We start from the raw sequence: 18,702 nt of genomic DNA on the forward strand, positions 1-18,702 counted from the left end.
TGATACCCGCCCTACCGATGCGCCGCGCGGCGCAGTCGGTCGTTGATCGCCTCGCCCAGCCCCACGTCGGGGATCGGCGCCACCGCGATCCGCGCGCGGTCGCTGGCATCGGCGCGATGCAGCGCATCGAACACTCGCGCCGCCGCCTCGCGCAGGTCGCCCGACGCCGACAGCATGTCGTCCCCCGTTATCGGGCCATGACCGATCAGCCATTCGTCGCCCTGCGCCGCGGTCGCGTTCAGCCGCAGCGGCTTGGCGGGCGCATAATGCGTCGCCAACTGCCCCGGTGCGGTGATCGCGGACTCCTTTATATGGGGCACCGTCGCGAACGGCAGCTCGGCCGCGGTGATCGGCCCCGGCCGCAGGATCGTCCGCCCCGCCACGATCGTCGATTCGAGTCCCGCATCGGTCGCGCCATCGTCGATGATGAGCGGCACCCGTATGCCAAGACTGGAGGCGACATGCCAGGCTCGCGTCGGACTGATCCCGTTGCTCGCATTCGCGGACGGCGCCGCGAGCGGCCGCCCGACCGCGGCAAGCAGCGCCTGCATCGCGCGATGCCGCGGCACGCGCAGCGCGACCGTCGCCAGCCCGGCGGTGACCAGCGACGCGATTCCTGCGTCGTCGCGCAATGGCAGCACCAGCGTCAGCGGCCCCGGCCAGAAGCGCGCCGCCAGCACCCGCGCATCGTCGTCGAACATCGCCAGTGCCTCGGCAGCGGCGGCATCGGCGACATGGACGATCAGGGGGTTGAAGCTCGGCCGCCCCTTCGCCGCGTAGATTCCCGCCACCGCGTCGGCGTTGCCGGCGTCGGCGGCAAGGCCATAGACCGTCTCGGTCGGCACCGCGACGCATTCGCCGCGGGTGATTCGCATCGCCGCCTCGGCGATCGCGGCCATGCCGTAGGGTAAGATGCGCGGGTTTGGATCGGCCATCCGAACGGCCTATATCGCAACCAGTTTCAGGAGAGAATGATGCCCTTCACCGCCGCCGTGGCCGACCAGCGTTTCGTGCTCGAACATGTCGTCCGCATCGACGAACTCGCTGCGACCGATCGCTTCGCCGCCGCCAGTCCCGACGTGATCGATGCGGTGCTCGACGGCGTCGGCCAGTTCGCATCGGGCGAATGGGCGCCGCTCAACCGCGAGGGCGACACCGTCGGCGCGAAATGGTCGCCGGACGGCGTCCATATGCCGGCAAGCTTTATCAAGGCGTACAAGGATTACGTCGAGGGCGGCTGGGGCACGATCGGCGTGCCGGAGGATTTCGGCGGCCAGGGCCTGCCCTTCGCGATCCAGACCGCGGTGCTCGATACGCTGGGCAGCGCCAACATGGGCTTCGCGCTCTGCCCGACGCTGACCGTCGGCGCGATCGAGGCACTGATCCATCACGGCACCCCCGAACAGCAGGCGCAATATCTGCCGCATCTCGCCACCGGCGCGTGGACGGGCACGATGAACCTCACCGAGCCGCAGGCGGGCAGCGACGTCGGCGCGCTCCGCGCCACCGCCAAGCCGCTGGGCGACGGGAAGTGGTCGATCAAGGGCACGAAGATCTACATTTCGTTCGGCGATCACGACATGGCGGACAATATCGTCCACCTCGTCCTCGCGCGCACCCCCGACGCGCCGGCCGGCACGCGCGGCATCAGCCTGTTCCTGGTCCCGAAGTTCCGCCTGAACGCCGACGGCACGCCGGGCGACTTCAACGATGTCCGCGTCGTGTCGATCGAGCACAAGATGGGCCTCCACGCCTCGCCGACCTGCGTGCTGAGCTTCGGCGACCACGACGATTGCGTCGGCGAACTGATCGGCGCCGAACATGGCGGCATGCGCGCGATGTTCACGATGATGAACAACGCCCGCCTCAACGTCGGGCTGCAGGGCGTGCAGATCGCCGAGGGCGCGACGCAGCAGGCGGTCGGCTATGCGCTCGAACGCGTTCAGTCGGCGCGCGCCGGCTCGCCCGACAAGGAGCCGGTGCGCATCGTCGATCACCCCGACGTCCGTCGCATGCTGCTACGGATGAAGGCACAGACGCAGGCGGCGCGCGCGCTCGTCTATTACGCCGCGGGGCAGGTCGATCGCGCCGGCCTCGGCGACGGCGCGGCGAAGAACCGGCTCGAGGTCGTGACCCCGCTCGCCAAGGCGCACGGCACCGACATCGGCAACGAAGTCGCCAGCCTCGGCATCCAGGTCCACGGCGGCATGGGGTACGTCGAGGAAACCGGCGCCGCCCAGTACTTCCGCGACGCGCGCATCACCCCGATCTACGAAGGCACCAACGGCATCCAGGCCGCCGACCTCGTCGGCCGCAAGCTGTCCCTCGACAACGGCGGCGCCTTCGCTGCCTTGGTCGCCGACATGCGCGCCGAGGCGGCGCATCCCGACCTCGTCGCGCTGATCGACACGGTCGACGCGATCGCCCACCGCCTCGCCACCGCGGACGCCGACGACAGGCTCGCGGCGAGCTATCCGTTCCTGACGATGACCTCGGTCGCGGTCTGCGGCTGGCTGATGGAACGCGAGGGCCGCTATGCGACGGGCGACGAGACGTTCGCGGTGGTCAAGCGCGCCGCGGTACGCTTCTACCTCGACCAGATCGTGCCCGAAGCGCTCGGGCTGAAGGCGGCAGCGACCGCCAGCGCCGAGGTGCTGTACGCGGTGCCGGCAGAGGCATTCGCGGCATAAATTCCTCCCCGGCACGGGGAGGGGGACCGCCAGCCGCAGGCTGGTGGTGGAGGGGGGCTTTCCCAAATGGTATGCTATGGGGAAGCCCCCCTCCGTCACCGCTGCGCGGTGCCACCTCCCCGTCCCGGGGAGGAGTTTTGCCTCCCAAGGACCCACGATGTTCGACCTCGACGCCTATCTCGCCCGTATCGGCCTGCCCGCGCGCGTCACGCCCGACGCGGAGGGGCTCGGCCGGCTCCAGCGCGAACATCGCCTGTCGATCCCGTTCGAGAACCTCGACGTTCGCCTCGGCCGCGGCATCGCCATCGATTCGGCGGGCGTCTTCGCCAAGCTCGTCGTCGCACGGCGCGGCGGCTATTGCTTCGAACACAACCGATTGTTCCTCGACGCGCTGGCCGCGCTCGGGTTTCAGGCGCGGCCGCTGCTCGCGCGCGTCTGGCTCGGCGCGACGACGGTGCCGCCGCTCACCCATACGTTCAGCCTGGTGACGATCGACGGACAGGAATGGATCGCCGATGCGGGTTTCGGCGCCAGCTATGCCCCCGTCCTGCCGCTCGTCGAGGGTGCCGAAGCGCAGGCGCCCGACGGCGCCCGCTTTCGCTTGCGCCGCGATGCGGACCACGGCTGGATGCTCGAACGCGACGGCGATGCCGGTTCGACCGACGGGCGCGGCGCGGGCGCCGGCTGGCAACCGCAATACAGTTTCCACGAGACGCCGGTGTTCGACGCCGACCTCGCGCTGTCCAATCACTGGACCTCCACCGCGCCCGACAGCCGCTTCACGCAGCTGACCATCGCCAGCATCGTCCTGCCGCACGGCCTCGCCGGCCTCACCGACCGCCGCTACCACCGCCGTGCCGGCGACGCGACGACGGTCGCGGAGATCACCGATCCGCGCGTCTATCGCATGCGCCTGTCGCTGATGTTCGGCATCGACCTCACCGCAGACGAGATCGCGACACTGGGCCTGTTCTAGGGCGGAATGCCCCGCTTCCACCCGTTCGCCCCGAGCCTGTCGAAGGGCAGGTGAGACTCACTCGTACTTCGACAGGCTCAGCGCGAACGGAATGGATAAGTCTTTACCGTAGAAGAAGATTGGTCCGCGTGAAAACCTTACGCCCGCTCGCGCTCCAGCAGGTCGGCGGCGTCGAGGCCGAGCAGCTCGATATACCCCCGGATGCGCGGCCATTGCGTCTCGACGAAGTTCGCCCGTTCCGCCGCGCGCAGCTTTTCGGACGCGCCGGGCAGCACGAACATGCCGACGCCGCGTCGCACCTCGACATAGCCGTCGTCCTGAAAGCTCTGGTACGCCTTGGCGACGGTCAGCGGGTTGGCGCCGTGTTCCGCCGCGAAGGCGCGCACCGAGGGAAGCTGGTCGCCCGCGCGGTAATCGCCGCGCAGGATGCCGGCGGCGATGGTGCCACGCAGCCGGATATAGACCGGGCTGTCCTCGGTGCTCAATGCTGTCATGCTGGTTTAATACAGCAACGGACGAAAAGGTCCATGGCCTGACGAACGGTCGATCTCCGACTTAGGGCCAATACGAGACGATCCGTGCCATGTCCGGGCGGGGCCGTTCGTCGAGCGGCCGGCCGGGGGTGCCGAGAAACATGAAACCGGCGATCCGCTCGGGCGCCGCGCCGAACGAATCGCGCACCGTTTCCGAAAAGGCGGGCCAGCCGGTCAGCCAGCCGCCCGCGAACCCCATCGCATGCGCGGCGTGGAGCAGGTTCATTGCCGCCGCGCCCACCGACAATTCCTGTTCCCACAGCGGGATATGGCTGGTCGTCACCGGCGAGGACAGCACGACGACCAGCGCCGGCGCCTGCCGCGCGAACTGGTCGAGCGAGTCGATCTCGGCGCGCGCCGCCTGCGGCCGTTCGGCGCGATAGGCATCGACGATCAGCTGCGACAGCCGATCGCGGTCGTCGACCACGACGAAGCGCCACGGCGCGAGCTTGCCGTGATCGGGGGTGCGCGCGGCGATCCCCAGCATCTGCGCCAGCTGGTCCGCATCGGGTCCCGGCGCGACCAGATCGCGCGGCTTGCCCGAGCGGCGCGTGGCGAGCAGCGAAAGCGGCGTGGTGGTGTCGTTGAACATGGACGCGCACATAGGCGGCGTGCGCCGATATTTACAGCCGGGGATGAGCCGCTACGGTGCCCGGCATCCGCCGCCCGACGGGTGTGCGACATAATCGGCTGGAGAGAAAAAACCTTATGGCCAATGTATCGGCGAGCGGAGGCGGCGTACCGGCCCACGCGCGCACCGTCCTCGGACACCCGCTAGGGCTGTTCATGCTGTTCTTTGCGGAGATGTGGGAGCGGTTTTCCTATTACGGGATGCGCGCCATCCTGGTCTTCTACCTCACCAAGCATTTCCTGTTCGGCGAACAGCCCGCCTTCGCGATCTACGGCGCCTATACCTCGCTCGTCTACATCACGCCGATCATCGGCGGCTATATCGCCGACCGCTATCTGGGACCGCGCAAAGCGGTGCTGGCGGGCGGCGTGTTGATCACCATCGGCCATCTGCTGATCGCCGCGGTCGAGGCGCCGCAGGGCGTGCAGGGCAGCGCCCTGAACGGCTTCTACCTCGCACTCGCCTTCATCATCGTCGGCACCGGGTTCCTGAAGGCCAATATCTCGGTGCTGGTCGGCAAGCTCTACCGCCGCGACGACACCCGTCGCGACGGCGCCTTCTCGATCTTCTACATGGGGATCAATACCGGCGCGTTCCTCGGCCCGCTGCTGATCGGCTATCTCGGCGAGCGGATGGGCTGGTCGTACGGCTTCGGCGCCGCCGGGATCGGCATGGCGCTCGGCCTCGTCGTCTTCGTGCTGTTCCGGCGCGAGCTGTACGACGTCGGCGAACCGCCGGTGCCCGCGACGCTCAAGGCGCGCACGCCGATCGGCCTGCCGGTCGAATGGGCGATCTATGCCGGCGCGGGCGTGATGATCCTGCTGTCGTGGTGGCTGGTGCGCAACCAGGGCGCGGTCGGCACGCTGCTGATCGCCGGGTCGGCGCTGACCATCGGCTATATCCTGATGACCGCCTTCCGCCGCCTGCCCAGGGTCGAGCGGCACCGCATCTTCGCCGCCCTGTTCCTGATCGCGTTGTCGCCCTTGTTCTGGGCCTTGTTCGAACAGGCGGGCTCGTCGCTCAACCTCTACACCGACCAGTCGGTCGACCGCAGCGTCTTCGGCTGGGTGATGCCGGCATCGTGGTTCCAGTCGGTCAATTCCTTCTTCATCATCACGCTGGCGCCGCTGTTCGGCCTGCTGTGGACCGCGATGGGCAAGCGCGGGATCGAACCGTCGGCGCCGTTCAAGTTCGGCATCGGCCTCGTCCTCGTCGGTGCGGGCTTCTTCGCGCTGATCCTCGGCGCGCCGGCCACCGGGCTGACCCCGGCGATCTTCGTCATCCTGCTCTACATGCTGCATTCGATGGGCGAATTGTGCTTCTCGCCGATCGGCCTGTCGTCGATGACGCGCCTGTCGGTGGCGAGCATGACCGGGCTGATGATGGGCACCTGGTTCCTCGCCACCGCGGCGGGCAATTTCATCGCTAGCCTGATCGCGCAGGCTACGGGGGGCGAAGGTGCTGGCCCGGCGCAGGTACTCGCGGTCTACGGCCGGATCGGCTGGTTCGCGATGGGCGTCGGGGTCGTCGTGCTGGTGCTCGCGCCGTTCGTCACGAAGCTGATGCACCTCGACACGATCGGCGAACCCGACCACGCGCTGGCGGGGGAGCATGCGATCGGCGAGCCTGCGGCGGCGGGTGTGGACACGCGAAGCGAGCGCAGACCCTAAACTCCTCCCCGGCACGGGGAGGTGGCAGCCGCAGGCTGACGGAGGGGGGCTTCCACGCAATGCATCGCCTGAGGAAGCCCCCCTCCACCACCGCTGCGCGGCGGTCCCCCTCCCCGTGCCGGGGAGGATCTAGTCCCGCCGTCCCACCACGCTGGTCACCGCGACGTCCATCGTTACATTCCCCACCGTCCGGAACAGGTCCGGCACCGTCTCCACCGCGACCAGCAGCCCCAGCGCCTCGATCGGCACGCCCATCGCGAACGCCACCGGCGCGACGCTGGCGAAGAAGCTGATCGTGCCGGGCAGCGACACCGACCCCATCGTCGTGATCGCCGCGGTCGCCACGCCGGCCGCGAGCTGCCCCGGCCCGATCGGCACCCCCAGCCAGTGCGCGACGTACAGTGCCACGGCGAGGTTCATCGCTGGGCTCGTCGCGCGAAAGATCGCCACCGCCACCGGCAGCACGATCCCCGCGGTCGCCGGCGCGACGCCGATCTCGCCCGATCCCTTGAGCATCGCCGGCAAGGACGCGAGCGACGACTGCGTGCTGATCGCCACCGCCTGCGCCGGCGCCACCGCCTTCGCGAATTTGCGCAGCGGCACCCCGCCCGCGAACCGCGCCACCGGATAACCCGCCAGCAGCACGATGAAGCCGATCGCCGACACCATCACGATATAGTGGACGAGCGCCCCGAACGCCGCCGCTCCGGTGCGCGCGCCGACCCCGTATGCCAGCGCGAAGATCCCGATCGGCGCGAGCTTCAGCACCCAGCCGATGATGACCAGCATCGCATCGACGATCGCCTGGAACAGGTCGGTCAGCCGTTTGCGCGGCGCCTCCTCCAGCCGCGTGATCGCAAAGGCGAAGGCGAGCGTGAACACGGTCAGCGGCAGGAACGCATCCCCCGCCGCCGCGCCGACGACGTTGGTCGGCACGATCGAATTGAAGAAATCGGCGAGCGTCGGCACCTTGCCCAGCGGCGCCGCCCCAGTCAGCGCCCCGCGCAACGCCGCCGACCAGTCCGCGGGCAGCGGCCACAGGTCGAGGAGCAGCGGCATCACCGCCGCCGACATCAGCGTCGTGCACCACAGTACCACGACGAACAGCACGACGGCGCGCCCCGCGATCCGCCCGGCGCGCGCGGCCTCCGCGGTCGCGGCGATGCCGGTGACCAGCAGCCCGACGATCAGCGGCACGATCACCATCTGCAACCCGTGCAGCCACGCCTCGCCGATCGGCTGCGTCACGCTGGTCGCCGCCAGCGCCCAATCCTTGTCCGCGGCCACCGCCACGATGCCCAATGCGATGCCGACGACGAGCGCCAGCAGAATACGTGTGGCTTGCGACATCGGGTTCCTTGCGCCAACGAACGGGGACGAGGCGGCATAGCGGAACGGAACGCGCGCGATGGCAAGGAAATATTTCGGCACCGACGGGATTCGCGGCGCGACCAACGCGGGTGCGATGACCGCGAGCATGGCGATGAAGGTCGGCATGGCGGCCGGCGCCTATTTCCAGCGCGGCGACCACAAGCACCGCGTGCTGATCGGCAAGGACACGCGCCTGTCGGGCTATATGCTCGAATCGGCGCTGGTCGCGGGCTTCACCAGCGTCGGCATGGACGTCATCATGGTCGGCCCGCTGCCGACCCCGGCGATCGCGATGCTGACCCAGTCGATGCGCGCAGACATCGGCGTGATGATCTCCGCCAGCCACAATCCCTTCGCCGACAACGGCATCAAATTGTTCGGTCCCGACGGCTACAAACTGTCCGACGAGGCCGAGCTGACGATCGAGCAATTGATCGAAAGCGACGTCCCGCTCGCCCCCTCGGCGCAGATCGGCCGCGCGCGCCGCATCGACGACGCGCAGGGTCGCTACATCCACTTCGCCAAGGCGACCTTCCCCGAAAACCTGCGCCTCGACGGCCTGCGCGTGGTGATCGATTGCGCCAACGGCGCCGCGTACAAGGTCGCGCCCTCCGCTTTGTGGGAACTCGGCGCCGACGTCGTCGCGATCGGCGTCACGCCGAACGGCACCAACATCAACGACGGCGTCGGCTCGACCGCGCCGCAGACGCTGTCGGAAACGGTCGTCGCGGCGGGTGCCGATATCGGCATCGCGCTCGATGGCGACGCCGACCGGCTCATCATCGTCGACGAACAGGGCAAGGTGGTCGACGGCGACCAGCTGATGGCGACGATCGCCGCCGGCTGGGCGCGCGCCGGGCGGCTGGCGGGCGGCGGGCTGGTCGCGACGGTCATGTCCAACCTCGGCCTCGAACGCCATCTGTCGGCGCAGGGGCTGGGCCTTGTCCGCACCGCGGTCGGCGACCGCTACGTCCTCGAAAAGATGCGCAGCTCGGGCTACAACGTCGGTGGCGAACAGTCGGGGCATATCATTCTGTCCGACTATGGCACTACCGGCGACGGCCTCGTCGCCGCGCTGCAGGTGCTCGCCGAGCTGAAGCGCGCCGGCGCGCCGGCGAGCGAGGTGCTCCACCGCTTCGAGCCGCTGCCGCAACTGCTCAAGAACGTCCGCTTCGCCGGCGGCGAGCCGCTGGAACACGAGGCGGTCAAGGCGACGATCGCCGCGGCCGAGGCGGAGCTGTCGGGCACCGGCCGCCTCGTCATCCGCCCGTCGGGCACCGAACCGGTGATCCGCGTGATGGCCGAAGGCGACGACGCGCGCCAGGTCGAGACCCTGGTCGATCGCATCTGCGACGCCGTGCGCCAGGCCGCCGCCTGATGCTGGAGATGCGCCCCGACTGCGAGCGCTGCGGCGCCGACCTTCCCGCCGACGCGCCCGGCGCGTTCATCTGCAGCCACGAATGCACCTTCTGCGCGGAATGCGCCGACGCGCTCGACGAACGCTGCCCCAATTGCGCCGGCGAACTCCTCGACCGCCCGACACGCGTGGGCAAGACGCTGAAGGCGAACCCCGCCTCGACGGAGCGGCGATTCCAGAGCTGAAGAAGAATATTCGCGCGAAGACGCGAAGACGCAAAGATGGCGCGCCTGCGGCAGCTTTATATCTCCCAACAAGCCGTCTCCGATGCGGCACGAGGAGAGAGCTGCCGCAGCCACGAACGAAACCTCTTCGCGTCGTCGCGCCTTCGCGTGAATCAACCTTCTGTCCTACACCCCCCGATCTATGGCATGGCCGCAAGCATGGCGTCCAAGACCAGCCACCCCCACCGCACCATCGAAACCGCACCCCCGCACACGGGGCGTTTCCGAACGCGACGTACCGTCCACTTCGTCCACTTCCGGCGCGAATCATGATCCCCCGCGTGCTCATCGTCGCCGGGTCCGATTCGGGCGGCGGCGCCGGGATCCAGGCGGATATCAAGACCGTCACGATGCTCGGCGGCCACGCCATGACCGCGGTCACCGCGATCACCGCGCAGAACACGCTCGGCGTGCAGGCGGTGCATCCCGTCCCTACCGACATCGTCGTCGCGCAGATGCGCTCCTGCATCGATGATATCGGCGTCGACGCGGTTAAGATCGGCATGATCGGCTCGGCCGAAACCGCGCAGGCGGTCGCCGACGTGCTCGATACGCTCGACGTGCCGGTCGTCTTCGATCCGGTGATGGTCGCCACCAGCGGCTCCGTCCTCGCCGACGCCGCGACGATCGCCGCGTTCGAACGGCTCATCCGCCGCGCCACGCTGGTCACGCCAAATCTGCCCGAACTCGCCGCGCTCGGCGGCGAGGCGGCGCTGCGGGCGAGCGGCGCGGCGCTGCTGGTCAAGGGCGGCCATGCCGAGGGCGATGTCGTCGAGGACCGGCTGGTCGCCGACGACGGCGCCATCACGATCTGGACGCATCCGCGCATCGTCACCCGCCACAGCCACGGCACCGGCTGTACGCTCGCCAGCGGGATCGCCACCGGCCTCGCCGCCGGCCTGCCGCTCGCCGACGCGGTCGGGCGGGCCATCGCCTATGTGCAGGCGGCGCTTGCCGTCGCCCCCGGCCTGGGGGCAGGGCACGGGCCGATGGGGCATGCGCTCGGCCGCGTGCCGTTCGCCGATGGGAAGGCCGCATGCCCGGACTGAAGCACGAGAAAGCCTGCCTGCCCCCCGTCGCCGGGGTGGACGAGGCCGGCCGCGGCCCCCTCGCCGGGCCGGTGGTCGCCGCCGCGGTGGTGCTGCCGGCCAAGGGCACGCCGCGCGGCATCGACGATTCGAAGAAGCTCTCGGCGTCCGAACGCGCGCGCCTGTGCGGACTGATCCAAAGCCGCGCCGTCTTCGGCATCGGCATCGTCGAGGCCGCGGAGATCGACACGCTCAACATCCATTGGGCGACGATGAAGGCGATGACGCTCGCGGTCGATGCACTGGTGGCGAAGCTCGGCTGCGATCCCGGCCATGTGCTGGTCGACGGCAACCGCCTGCCACGCTGGTCCTATCCGGCGACCGCGATCGTCAGCGGCGACGCGCACAGCCTGTCGATCGCCGCCGCCTCGGTCGTCGCCAAGCATACCCGCGATACGCTGATGCTCGACCACGCCGCGGTCCATCCGCAATACCATTGGCATTCGAACAAGGGCTATGGCTGCAGGCACCATCTCGCCGCGCTGCTCGAGCACGGCCCGACCCCGATTCACCGGCGCAGCTTTGCCCCCGTCGCCGCCGCCTTCGCCCGAATCACGCCCGCCGCCGCCGATGGACCGCTGTTCGCGGCGGCCGACGTTCACCATTTTCGCGGATGAGTCTTTCGCGCCACACCCCCAGCGCTGGGGGAGGCAGGTGAATCCGCCTCCCCATATCTTGCGCGCGACTCGTCCCGTCGCACGGCGTTAACCCGATGTTGAGGCTTATCGTTAACCAATGCACGCTTGACGCGAGTCCGGTGTTTCGCGCGAATAAGCGGGCAAGGGGGACATGATGCCAGTTATCGACAAGGTCAGACCGCGATCCGCGGTGCGCGCGACGATGCCGGCGGCGCTGCCGCTCGACAGCATCATCCGCGGCGACTGCATCGCGGCGATGCGTGCGCTGCCCGACAAGTCGGTCGACATGGTCTTCGCCGACCCGCCCTATAACCTGCAACTGGGCGGCGAACTGTTCCGTCCCGACGGCAGCCACGTCGACGCGGTCACCGACGATTGGGACAAGTTCGACACCTTCGCTGCCTACGACGCCTTCACCCGCGCCTGGCTGGCGGAGGCGCACCGTATCCTGAAGGACGACGGCACGATCTGGGTGATCGGCAGCTATCACAACATCTTCCGCGTCGGCGCGGCGGTGCAGGACCTAGGCTATTGGATCCTCAACGACATCGTCTGGCGCAAGGCCAATCCGATGCCCAATTTCCGCGGCACCCGCTTCACCAACGCGCACGAGACGCTGATCTGGGCGTCGAAGGGCGAGGGCGCGAAATACACGTTCAATTATCGCTCGATGAAGACGCTCAACGACGAATTGCAGATGCGATCGGATTGGGAATTCCCGATCTGCGGCGGCGGTGAGCGGTTGAAGAAGGGCGGCATCAAGGTCCATCCGACGCAGAAGCCCGAGGCGTTGCTGTACCGCATCCTGCTCGCCTGCACCAAGCCGGGCGACGTCGTGGTCGATCCCTTCTTCGGCACCGGCACCACCGGCGCGGTGGCGAAGCGGCTCGGCCGCCGCTGGATCGGCATCGAGCGCGAGGGCGATTACATCGACGCCGCGGAAGAGCGCATCGCCGCGGCGCTGCCGCTCGACGAATCGGCGCTGTCGACGATGCAGTCGCCCCGCCAGCAGCCCAAGGTCGCGTTCGGCGTGCTGGTCGAGAACGGCTACCTCACCCCCGGCGCGGTGCTGACCGACACCAAGCGCCGCTTCCGCGTCACGGTGCGCGCCGACGGCAGCCTGCTGTCCGACTGCGGCGCGACAGGGTCGATCCACAAACTGGGCGCCAGCCTGCAGGGTGCGCCAGCGTGCAACGGCTGGACCTTCTGGCACCACGAGGCGGCGGGGAAATTGCAGCCAATCGACACGCTGCGCCAGACGTACCTGCTCGCGACGCAACCGTAACCGCTCCCCTCCCTGCAAGGGAGGGGCCGGGGGTGGGTGGCGTGCTCGCGATACGGTTGGTCTTTCGTCAATGGGCGCCGTACCACCCGGCCTCCACCCACCCCCAGCCCCTCCCTTGCAGGGAGGGGGGAAGAGCCGTCGATGCACCTCCGCCCCGTCCAGTTCGTCGACACCCCCGTCACCCACCCCGACGACACCGTCGCGCGGCTCGCCGGCGGCCTGCAATGGTTCGCTGCCTATGAGGTGATCGAGGACGGCCACCGCCACACCATCCCCGTCACCGACGTCGCCACCCTCGGCGACCGTGCCGTTCGCCTCCACGCCGCGATCACCGCCCCCCGGCCGGCGCTCCAGCTCGGCGAGCGGACGCTCCGCCTCGACCAGCCACTGGTCGCGGGCATCCTCAACGTCACGCCGGACAGCTTTTCCGATGGCGGCCAACACAGCGACGACCCGGCCGCCGCCGCGGCGGCCGGCGTCGACATGGCCGCGGCCGGCGCGGCGCTGATCGACCTCGGTGGCGAATCGACCCGCCCCGGCGCGGCGCAGGTATGGGAGGGCGACGAGATCGCCCGGGTCGTCCCCGTCATCGAACGCCTTGCGCGCAGCGGCACGCCCGTCTCGATCGACACCCGCAAGGCGGCGGTGATGGAGGCGGCGCACGCCGCCGGCGCGCATGTCGTCAACGACGTCTCGGCGCTGCTGTGGGACGATCGCGCGCTCGACGTGATGGCCAGGGCGCGCTGCCCCGTCATCCTGATGCACTCGCCCGATCCGAAGGAGGGCGGCCATGCCCGCACCGGCTATCGCGACGTGCTGACCGAGGTGTTCGACTGGCTGGAGGCGCGTATCGCCGCGGTCGTCGCAGCAGGCGTCGATCGCAGCCGCATCGTCGTCGATCCCGGCATCGGCTTCGGCAAATCGCTTGCCGAGAACCTCGCGCTCGTCAACGGCCTCGCACTCTTCCACGGCCTCGGCTGCCCGATCATGCTCGGCGCCAGCCGCAAGCGGATGATCGGCGCGCTCGACAACGAGGCGCCGGTGACGGCACGGCTCGGCGGCAGCCTGGCGCTGGCGCTGAAGGGCGCGGAAGCCGGCGTGCAATTGCTGCGCGTCCACGACGTCGCCGCCACCGTTCAGGCGATGAAGGTCTGGCGCGGCCTGCGCGATCGCGCGCTGGTCGGTGGCTGACGCGTAACATTGCGTTGCAGCATTTCGATAAGTGATGCGTTCGGTCCGCTTCGACCCCATCTGGACACGCTATGATCGTCGCATCCACCCCCCGCCTCACCCGCATCGTCTCGGAAGTCTGGAAGCCGCTGCTGATCCTGTTCATCTGGGACGTGATCGTCACGGTCACCTACTATCTGCTGCCGTTCAAGGCGCCGTCGTTGCCGCTGACGCTGTTCGGCACGGTGCTGGCGCTGCTGATCGGCTTCCGCGACAATTCCGCGTATCAGCGCTGGTGGGAAGGGCGCGTGCTGTGGGGCGCGATGATCAACGCCTCGCGCAGCCTCAGCCGCGAAGCGCGCAACTTCCTGCCCGTGGGTGAGGCGCACGACCTTCGGCGCACGATCGTGCTGCGCCAGATCGCCTATGTGAATGCGCTGCGCTGTCAGTTGCGCCGCCAGCCGGTCGACGAGCCGGTGCTGCACTATCTGTCGCGCGGCGAGGCGGAGCCGGCGTTGTCGCGGACCAATATCGCCAACGGCCTGCTCGACGGCACCGGCCGGCGCATCGACGATGCGCGCCGTGCCGGCTGGATCGACACCATCCTGCAATCGCGGATGGAATCGACGATGGTGGATATCGCCAACGCGCAAGGCGGGATGGAGCGGCTCAAGAACACGCCGCTGCCCAACCAGTACCGCTTCTTCCCGACGCTGTTCACCCACATCTTCTGCATCCTGCTACCGATCGGGCTGGTCGAGACGCTGGGCTTCGCGACGCCGCTCGGTTCGACGATGGCGGGGCTGATGTTCCTGGCGGTGCTGCAGATCGGCGACGATCTGGTCGATCCCTTTGCCAACACCGTCCACGACGTGCCGCTGACCGCGATGTGCCGGACGATCGAGATCGACCTGCTCCAGTCGATCGGCGATGCCGCACCGGACCCCGTCGTCCCGCACAAGGGCGTGCTGTGGTAGGCTAGAGCGTGTAGCCGCCGTCGCTGACGAGGCAGGCGCCGGTGACCAGCGCCGCGGCGTCGGACAGCAGAAAGGCGATCTGCGCCGCGATTTCGTCCGCCTTGGCATAGCGGCCGAGCGGTGTCGCCAGCGCGGCGAGTTCGACGAAGGCCGCATCGCGGCCGATCGCAGCGGCGCGGTCGGCGAACATCGGGACGGCATCCCAGACCGGTGTCTCCACCCCGGCCGGCGCGATCGCGTTGACGCGGATGCGGCGCGCCGCGGCCTCCTTCGCGGCGACCTTGACGAGGTGGATCAGCGCCGCCTTCGACGCGCCATAGGCCGCGACGCCCGCCTCCGGCTTGATCCCCGCCGCCGAAGCGGTCGCGACGATCGCGCCGCCGTCCGCCATCGCCCGCAGCGCGGCGCGCAGCGTCAGGAACGCGCCGTCGAGGTTGATCGACAGGATGCGCCGCCATTGCGCGAACGGCAGGTCGGCGATCGGCCCCGCGCCCGCCACCCCGGCATTGATCACCGCGCCGTTCAGCCCGGCGAGGAACGACGCCGCGCCCTCCCAGAACGCCTCGTCGGAAACGTCGCCGGGCAGCAGGTCGAGCGTGCACGGCAAGGCGATCCGCGCCAGCGCCGCCGCATCGCAATCGACCAGCACCAGCCGCGTCGCGCCGCGTTCGGCCAGATGCGTGGCGGTGGCGAGGCCGATGCCGGACGCGGCACCGGTGACGAGGATGTGGCGGTCGGTGAACATGACGCCCGGCAATAGCACGCCGTCGCGTGGTTAACGATCCGTTGGCGTCGAATGCGATGGAACGACGACAGCCCTTCCACCCTTTTACCCGGCAAATCCAGATCGGGAGGATGCATGCCGGATCGTTATGGGAAGGGCAGGGCGTCGCGCCGCGACGGCGTACGGCACAAGGTGTTCGTACCGACGACGATGACGGTCCACCTCGCCCGCGAACGCGTCCATCTGCTCGATCTGTCGGCGCATGGCGCGCTGATCCATGCCGCCGCGCCCCCTCCCAAAGGAATGTCGATCCGGATCGAATGCGCCGGCCGGCTGCGGCGGGCGCGGGTGATGTGGGCGGGGGCGACGCGCTTCGGCGTGGCGTTCACGCTGTCGCTGAGCGACGATCAGCTCGCCGCGGCGCTGGCCGAACAACAGCGTGCTGCTTCGGCGCACGGCACCGCCGCCTGACCGCTCAGGCGGCGTTGTCGATGCCGAGCTCGCCCAGCTTGCGATAGAGCGTCGAACGGCCGATCCCCAGCCGTCGCGCGACCTCGGTCATCCGGCCGCGGTAATGACCGATGGCGAGGCGGATGACGTCGGCCTCGATATCGTCGAGCGGGCGCAGATTGCCGTCGGGGCGGAACAGCGTGATGCCGCCGCCCGACGCCGCGGGCGATCCGGTCGGCCCGGTGCGCCGGTCGCCCAGCGCCGCGATCTGCGGGAAATCGGCACGGGTCAGCGCCGCGCCCTCGCACAGCACCGCCGCGCGGAAGAGTGCGTTCTGCAGCTGGCGGACGTTGCCCGGCCAATCGTATTGCACCAGCAACGCCAGCGCATCGTCGGTGATCCCGAGCGGCCTGAGGCCCGGCTGCTGCGCGATCCGCGCCAGCAGATGACGGGCGAGCGCGGGCACGTCGCCGAGGCGCTCGCGCAGCGGCGGGATCGTCACCTGCACGACGTTCAATCGGTAATAGAGGTCCTCGCGGAACCGCCCGGCCTCGACCTCCTCGAGCAGTTTCTTGTTGGTCGCGGCGATGACGCGCACGTCCACCTCGCGGGCATGGCGCGCGCCGATCGGCTGGATCTCGCCCGATTGCAGCACGCGCAGCAATTTGACCTGCGTCTCGAGCGGCATTTCGCCGATCTCGTCGAGCAGGATGGTGCCGCCGTCGGCGTCGGCGAAACGCCCGATCTTCCGTTCGAACGCGCCGGTGAACGCGCCCTTTTCATGCCCGAACAGTTCGGATTCGACGAGGTTCGCAGGGATCGCGCCGCAATTGACGGTGACCATCGCCTTCTTGGAACGGGGGCTGGCGGCATGGATCGCATCGGCGACCACTTCCTTGCCGACGCCGCTCTCGCCCTCGACCAGCACCGGCACGCGCGCGCGCGCCGCCTTGGCCGCGATGGCGAGCGCGGCGCGAAAATCGGGCGACGATCCGACGATCTCGTCGAACGCGAGCAGCGCCGGGATCTTCTCGGTCAGGGGCCGCAATTCCCCCACCGCGGTGCCCGCGACCGCCGCTTCCAGCGCGGCAAGCAGCCGTTCGGGGGCGAGCGGCTTGACCAGGAAATCGGTGGCGCCGGCGCGCATCGCGGCGACCGCATGCACGACCGATCCGTTGGCGGTGAGCATCAGGATGGGCAGCGCCGGGCGGCGTTCGCGCAGCTCGGCGATCAGCGGCGCGGCATCGGCATCGGGCGCCCAATGGTCGAGCAGGATCGCATCCAGCTGCATCCCGTCCTGCGTGCCCAGTTGCGCCAGCGCCATCTCGCCATCGGCGGCGAAGATCGATCGCCAGCCGGCGCGCGCGGCGAGAGCCGACACCAGCCGGCGCTGCGCAGGTTCGTCGTCGATCAGCAGAAGCAGGCGCTGGCCGTTGCGCGTCATGGTGTTTCCCGTCCCGGTTCGGGGCACCTGATACAGTGCGCCGGTAAAGGCAGGCTTAAGCGCACCCCCACGTCGCCTGCCTTGACGGATGCGACGCTTTACGGGCAGGTATCCCGCGCAAGGGGCGCCATGCGCCATGGGCAAGGGGTTGGATGATGGCCGGCAACGGTGACTTGAAGGCGCACGAGGCGACCTATACGAGCGTCACGAAGATGCTGTTCTGGGGCGCGATCGCCTGCGCGGTGATCGCCGCGCTGGTGATCTGGCTGATCGCCTGAGCCCGCCCGTCCGATGAAGATCGCCGTCCTCAAGGAACATGCAGACGGCGAGCGGCGCGTGGCCGCCACGCCGGAAACCGCCAGGAAATTCATCGCGCTCGGCGCGACCGTCGCGGTCGAAGCGGGGGCGGGCCTCGCCGCCACCTATGCCGACCAGGCCTATGCCGATGCCGGCGCGAGCGTCGCGGATCGTGCGACGACGCTGGCGGGCGCGGACATCGTGCTCGGCGTGCAGGGCCCTGATCCCGCCAGCCTGACCGGTGCGGCATCCGGCGCGTGGATCGTCGCCGGCCTCAACCCCTTCGGGGATCGCGCCCGCGTCGATGCCTATGCCGCCGCCGGTTACGAGGCGCTGGCGATGGAGTTCATGCCGCGCATCACCCGCGCGCAGTCGATGGATATCCTGTCGTCGCAGTCGAACCTCGCCGGTTACAAGGCGGTGCTCGACGCGGCATCCGAATATGGCCGCGCCTTCCCGATGATGATGACCGCGGCGGGTACGGTCAGCGCCGCCAAGGCGTTCGTGATGGGCGTCGGCGTCGCCGGGCTGCAGGCGATCGCCACCGCGCGGCGTCTCGGCGCACAGGTCTCCGCCACCGACGTGCGCTCGGCGACCAAGGAGCAGATCCAGAGCCTCGGCGCCAAGCCGATCTTCGTCGAGAATGTCGCCGGCATCGAGGGCGAAGGCTCGGGCGGCTACGCCGGCGAGATGAGCGACGAATACAAGGCGGCGCAGGCCGAGCTGGTGTCGGCGCATATCGCCAAGCAGGACATCGTCATCACCACCGCGCTGATCCCCGGCCGCCCCGCACCGCGTCTCATCAGCGACGCGCAGGTCGCCAGCATGAAGCCGGGCAGCGTCATCATCGACCTCGCGGTCGAACAGGGCGGCAACGTCGAGGGCGCGGTCGCGGGCGAGATCGTCGAGCGCCACGGCGTCAAGATCGTCGGCCACCGCAACGTCGCCAGCCGCCTCCCCGCCGACGCCTCCGCGCTGTTCAGCCGCAACCTCTACAATTTCCTGTCGACCTTCTGGGACAAGGACGCCGGCCGCCCGGTGCTCGACGAAGAGATCGGCGACGCGGTGCGGCTGACCCAGGGCGGGCAGGTCGTCAACACCCGGCTGCTCGGATAAG

18 protein-coding genes and 1 pseudogene are annotated in these 18,702 nt (G+C 69.3%); 13 read left to right on the forward strand and 6 right to left on the reverse strand.

What is annotated here, in order from left to right:
• Positions 1-11: 11 nt before the first annotated feature.
• Positions 12-935, reverse strand: coding sequence for an L-threonylcarbamoyladenylate synthase (locus tag M9979_RS08940; protein WP_254289008.1), 924 nt, complete (start codon positions 933-935; stop codon positions 12-14).
• A gap of 36 nt (positions 936-971) precedes the next feature.
• Here M9979_RS08940 and M9979_RS08945 point away from each other — a divergent pair, with 36 nt between their 5' ends.
• Together M9979_RS08945 and M9979_RS08950 are read left to right on the forward strand one after the other, a co-directional pair.
• Positions 972-2,690, forward strand: coding sequence for an acyl-CoA dehydrogenase family protein (locus M9979_RS08945; RefSeq protein WP_422921819.1), 1,719 nt, complete (start codon positions 972-974; stop codon positions 2,688-2,690).
• 157 nt (positions 2,691-2,847) lie between these two features.
• Positions 2,848-3,666: an arylamine N-acetyltransferase family protein gene (locus M9979_RS08950; protein ID WP_254289009.1), complete on the forward strand. Its 819-nt coding sequence runs from the start codon at positions 2,848-2,850 to the stop codon at positions 3,664-3,666.
• Positions 3,667-3,803: 137 nt separating this feature from the next.
• Here M9979_RS08950 and M9979_RS08955 read toward each other — a convergent pair whose 3' ends face one another.
• Both M9979_RS08955 and M9979_RS08960 read right to left on the reverse strand, forming a co-directional pair.
• Entirely contained in the window at positions 3,804-4,160 is a 357-nt protein-coding gene (locus tag M9979_RS08955) for a GntR family transcriptional regulator (RefSeq protein ID WP_254289010.1), read from the reverse strand.
• 61 nt (positions 4,161-4,221) lie between these two features.
• A complete protein-coding gene (locus M9979_RS08960) occupies positions 4,222-4,791 on the reverse strand; it encodes a nitroreductase family protein (protein ID WP_254289011.1) in 570 nt (189 codons plus the stop codon).
• A gap of 116 nt (positions 4,792-4,907) precedes the next feature.
• Between M9979_RS08960 and M9979_RS08965 the strand changes: the two genes are divergently transcribed.
• Positions 4,908-6,500 carry a peptide MFS transporter gene (locus tag M9979_RS08965; protein WP_254289012.1) on the forward strand — a complete coding sequence of 531 codons (1,593 nt, stop codon included), beginning with the start codon at positions 4,908-4,910 and terminating at the stop codon, positions 6,498-6,500.
• A gap of 132 nt (positions 6,501-6,632) precedes the next feature.
• Here the strand turns inward: M9979_RS08965 and M9979_RS08970 are convergent.
• Positions 6,633-7,850: pseudogene (locus M9979_RS08970) on the reverse strand (dicarboxylate/amino acid:cation symporter); the annotation flags it as partial.
• Positions 7,851-7,908: 58 nt separating this feature from the next.
• On the opposite strand from M9979_RS08970, the gene glmM reads away from it, so the two are divergent.
• The 7 genes from glmM (at position 7,909) to M9979_RS09005 (ending at position 14,670) form a co-directional block, all read left to right on the forward strand.
• Positions 7,909-9,249: a phosphoglucosamine mutase gene (gene glmM, locus M9979_RS08975; RefSeq protein WP_254289014.1), complete on the forward strand. Its 1,341-nt coding sequence runs from the start codon at positions 7,909-7,911 to the stop codon at positions 9,247-9,249.
• A complete protein-coding gene (locus M9979_RS08980) occupies positions 9,249-9,473 on the forward strand; it encodes a DUF1272 domain-containing protein (protein ID WP_254289015.1) in 225 nt (74 codons plus the stop codon). The genes glmM and M9979_RS08980 overlap by 1 nt, the downstream gene beginning before the upstream one ends.
• Positions 9,474-9,781: 308 nt before the next feature.
• The gene (gene thiD / locus M9979_RS08985; protein ID WP_277998477.1) at positions 9,782-10,561 is read left to right on the forward strand and encodes a bifunctional hydroxymethylpyrimidine kinase/phosphomethylpyrimidine kinase; all 780 of its coding nucleotides are present in this window, start codon (positions 9,782-9,784) and stop codon (positions 10,559-10,561) included.
• On the forward strand, positions 10,549-11,217 hold the full coding sequence (locus tag M9979_RS08990; RefSeq protein WP_254289016.1) for a ribonuclease HII: 669 nt from the start codon (positions 10,549-10,551) through the stop codon (positions 11,215-11,217). The genes thiD and M9979_RS08990 overlap by 13 nt, the downstream gene beginning before the upstream one ends.
• A 175-nt stretch (positions 11,218-11,392) precedes the next feature.
• A complete protein-coding gene (locus M9979_RS08995) occupies positions 11,393-12,523 on the forward strand; it encodes a site-specific DNA-methyltransferase (protein WP_277998486.1) in 1,131 nt (376 codons plus the stop codon).
• A gap of 141 nt (positions 12,524-12,664) precedes the next feature.
• Positions 12,665-13,714 (forward strand): dihydropteroate synthase, encoded by a 1,050-nt coding sequence (folP, locus tag M9979_RS09000; RefSeq protein ID WP_254289017.1) that lies wholly within the window; start codon positions 12,665-12,667, stop codon positions 13,712-13,714.
• Positions 13,715-13,785: 71 nt separating this feature from the next.
• The gene (locus M9979_RS09005; protein WP_254289018.1) at positions 13,786-14,670 is read left to right on the forward strand and encodes a bestrophin family protein; all 885 of its coding nucleotides are present in this window, start codon (positions 13,786-13,788) and stop codon (positions 14,668-14,670) included.
• A gap of 1 nt (position 14,671) precedes the next feature.
• Here M9979_RS09005 and M9979_RS09010 read toward each other — a convergent pair whose 3' ends face one another.
• Positions 14,672-15,415: an SDR family NAD(P)-dependent oxidoreductase gene (locus M9979_RS09010; protein ID WP_254289019.1), complete on the reverse strand. Its 744-nt coding sequence runs from the start codon at positions 15,413-15,415 to the stop codon at positions 14,672-14,674.
• A 114-nt stretch (positions 15,416-15,529) separates the two neighbouring features.
• Here M9979_RS09010 and M9979_RS09015 point away from each other — a divergent pair, with 114 nt between their 5' ends.
• On the forward strand, positions 15,530-15,865 hold the full coding sequence (locus tag M9979_RS09015) for a PilZ domain-containing protein (protein WP_254289020.1): 336 nt from the start codon (positions 15,530-15,532) through the stop codon (positions 15,863-15,865).
• A gap of 4 nt (positions 15,866-15,869) precedes the next feature.
• Here the strand turns inward: M9979_RS09015 and M9979_RS09020 are convergent, their stop codons facing one another.
• Positions 15,870-17,288, reverse strand: a complete 1,419-nt coding sequence (locus M9979_RS09020; protein WP_254289021.1) for a sigma-54-dependent transcriptional regulator — start codon at positions 17,286-17,288, stop codon at positions 15,870-15,872.
• Positions 17,289-17,440: 152 nt separating this feature from the next.
• Here M9979_RS09020 and M9979_RS09025 point away from each other — a divergent pair, with 152 nt between their 5' ends.
• Both M9979_RS09025 and M9979_RS09030 read left to right on the forward strand, forming a co-directional pair.
• Positions 17,441-17,566, forward strand: a complete 126-nt coding sequence (locus M9979_RS09025; protein ID WP_254289022.1) for an aa3-type cytochrome c oxidase subunit IV — start codon at positions 17,441-17,443, stop codon at positions 17,564-17,566.
• Between the two features lie 13 nt (positions 17,567-17,579).
• Positions 17,580-18,701, forward strand: a complete 1,122-nt coding sequence (locus M9979_RS09030; RefSeq protein ID WP_254289023.1) for an NAD(P) transhydrogenase subunit alpha — start codon at positions 17,580-17,582, stop codon at positions 18,699-18,701.
• Position 18,702 lies beyond the last annotated feature (1 nt).

The sequence above is a fragment of the Sphingomonas liriopis genome, assembly GCF_024211255.1.
GTDB classification, from domain to species: domain Bacteria; phylum Pseudomonadota; class Alphaproteobacteria; order Sphingomonadales; family Sphingomonadaceae; genus Sphingomonas; species Sphingomonas liriopis.